The 2468-nt window shown below is 32.6% G+C and carries 4 protein-coding genes; all 4 read right to left on the reverse strand.

The features are described from left to right. Window positions 1-102: 102 nt before the first annotated feature. Window positions 103-237, reverse strand: coding sequence for an NmrA family NAD(P)-binding protein (locus tag D1164_RS24145; RefSeq protein ID WP_119352345.1), 135 nt, complete (start codon window positions 235-237; stop codon window positions 103-105). A 78-nt stretch (window positions 238-315) separates the two neighbouring features. Then, entirely contained in the window at window positions 316-891 is a 576-nt protein-coding gene (locus tag D1164_RS23515; RefSeq protein ID WP_119352346.1) for a Crp/Fnr family transcriptional regulator, read from the reverse strand. A 55-nt stretch (window positions 892-946) separates the two neighbouring features. Continuing rightward, a complete protein-coding gene (locus tag D1164_RS23520) occupies window positions 947-1516 on the reverse strand; it encodes a rhomboid family intramembrane serine protease (protein ID WP_119352347.1) in 570 nt (189 codons plus the stop codon). Between the two features lie 283 nt (window positions 1517-1799). After that, the gene (locus tag D1164_RS23525; RefSeq protein ID WP_119352348.1) at window positions 1800-2225 is read right to left on the reverse strand and encodes a VOC family protein; all 426 of its coding nucleotides are present in this window, start codon (window positions 2223-2225) and stop codon (window positions 1800-1802) included. Between the last annotated feature and the right edge of the window lie 243 nt (window positions 2226-2468).

Raw genomic sequence — 2468 nt, forward strand, 5'->3', positions numbered from 1 at the left:
GACAAACTTACTTTCAGGTCTGATAGCTTACTCCTTTCTGCCTAAAAAACCTACCCTTAGAATGGAAGAAGTTATTGACCAGACGCAAAGTTGTACGTTAGCTTAGCTCGAACTGACGTTATTTAAGTTCCTGATAGTACCTCTAACATGATATCCCTGTTTAAGTAGTTCTCTTAGAAGATTATTCCCAAGATGCCCATTGGCTCCCGTTACTAACACTGTTTTTTTGTCCTTCATGGTGTATAAAATTGTAAATTAAAAGAAGAACAAAATTCAGATTAAAAGATTAGATAATTTTTCACATTTGTTAAAAAACTAAATTATAAGCTCTTTTCTTATCCTGCTAAGGGATTGTTGAGTTATTCCAAGATATGATGCTATCTGTCCCAAAGGAACAACATTTATAATCCTGGGATTTTTTCTTATAAAAGATAGATACCTTTCTTTTGCATCAGCGTGTAATAGTATCGTTTTATTTTCAGCTTTTTCGGCTAATATGGCATCCGATATATTTCTAATGAGCACAGGCCATTCTTTAATGTTCGATGTAAGATATTCATCTGAGGATTTTGAAATAAAAACAAGCTCGCACTCGGTAATTGCCTGTAAATATAAATTACTGGCTATTCTTTTTTGATAGCTTAATAAATCTACCGCAAACTGATTTTCTGTATGGAAATTATGAATAAGTTCATTCCCTTTTGTATCATAAAGATACGACCGGAGCACTCCATTATTTATAAATCCAATCCTTTTACATATACTTCCTGCTGTATGAATAAACGATTTGGCCTTATATTTTTCAATATATGTATGTTTACTTATCGTTTGTATCTCAGAGTCAGTAAATGAAGAAAATTTTTTTATGTAGTAAATAAGCTTTTGCATCATATTTATTTAAATAGTCTTATTGCTGATGGGCACTTACAAAGTGTTACCGCCAGTTTTATTTTTTTTCATATTTAGCTATTGTTATTATTCCAATTATCACAATTACTGATATTTGTCCCATAAAAAATCCGATGTTATCATTCCAAATACTCAAAATGCTAAGTGCACATAAAACCAGTACAATTTTTTCAAATAGATTCAGCGATTTCCAGGATTTCAGTCCGATAATGATTGTTGCACTCCAATATCCCCAGGAAATCATTGTTGGTGCTGCTATTGGTAAATTGTAATTGTTGTTTTGGTTTAAAATTATAAAAATCAAACCACCAACAAACGATGATAACAATATTAGACTTATCAAATCTTTTCTCTTAATTTTATTTTCAATAATAAATCCGGTCAAGATGATAACGATTGAATTGTGAATCCACGTGATTAATCCTCCAACATACAACGGATAAGTGAAAAACCGATACCAATTTAAGGGTTCAGACAAATTCGAAGGATATAAAAGGACTATCTCTCCAATTTGGGGAATCATTAAAGTTAGAAAATTCGTCACAAACAAAATAATCACAAAAATCAAGGACGTTTTAGGTAAGTTCTTTTTTAGGTATTCTTTCATAATTTGTCGTTTTTTTATCCAAGGTTATCTGTCTTTTTGACTTTTTATTTCTAATTATTGTGGATTTCGAAGAGCGTCAGCGTCCCGCAGGACGAAGACGTTCAAAAAAGGAGCGGAAACAACGTACCGCAAGAACCTCGCAATGCAATTTGCAAAATGTTAGCTTGCGTATTTTTATATTTTTCTCAAATTTTTCATACTCACTTACTGTCAACTAGTTTTATTTAAAACCAATTCCAAGTTTTTCAAATCCTCAGTCGTACCAGAATTGTCAACACAACTTTTACTCTTTGGTACAAACAATCTCGTATTTTATATTCTCCAAGTCTTTGAAGTAAACAGCATAATAATTCGGGCTATACTCCGGATGTATTTGTGGCTCAGATACAATATTTGCACCAATCGCAATCAAGTCCTTATAAGCTTTGTCAACATCTTCTCTCGAATCTGCTTTAAAAGCTAAATGGTGTATTGCTCCAGGTTTTCTACGGTTTATAGTGTCATTTTTAAAAGCTTCTCTTGGTGAAGTTATCGCAAAAGCTAATAAATCATGTGTGTATTCAATTACATGAAAATCATGTTCTTGTATAAAAGCGGTTACTTTTTTATTGATGTCAAACCCTACAATGGGAAGAAATCTGTCATAAAACTTTTCTGCGACTTTCAAGTCTTTCACTGTAATCTGAATATGGTCAATTATTGGTCTCATATTTATTGTTGATTATTTGTCATTTAGCAGCTAATTAATATGCAAGCTAACGGTTTGGCTATGTGGAGTGCGGGACTTTGAAATACTTCACTGCCAGGCTGCCACTGAGCCAATTCGTTTATTATAATCGTTAAAACCACCTCCTTCGGGGGTGGTCATGTTTAATAGGCTACGCCTTAAATTTATTAACTTCGTCACATGAGTAATTTTAAGAAATTAAATCATGTGATTTACAGGTGCACT

Source organism: Mariniphaga sediminis (assembly GCF_003573545.1).
In the GTDB taxonomy this organism is placed as follows: domain Bacteria; phylum Bacteroidota; class Bacteroidia; order Bacteroidales; family Prolixibacteraceae; genus Mariniphaga; species Mariniphaga sediminis.

Coding starts and splice junctions, on each gene's coding strand:
- D1164_RS24145 (WP_119352345.1), bottom strand. CDS start 237: ATGAAGGACAAAAAAACAGTGTTAGTAACGGGAGCCAATGGGCATCTT.
- D1164_RS23515 (WP_119352346.1), bottom strand. CDS start 891: ATGATGCAAAAGCTTATTTACTACATAAAAAAATTTTCTTCATTTACT.
- D1164_RS23520 (WP_119352347.1), bottom strand. CDS start 1,516: ATGAAAGAATACCTAAAAAAGAACTTACCTAAAACGTCCTTGATTTTT.
- D1164_RS23525 (WP_119352348.1), bottom strand. CDS start 2,225: ATGAGACCAATAATTGACCATATTCAGATTACAGTGAAAGACTTGAAA.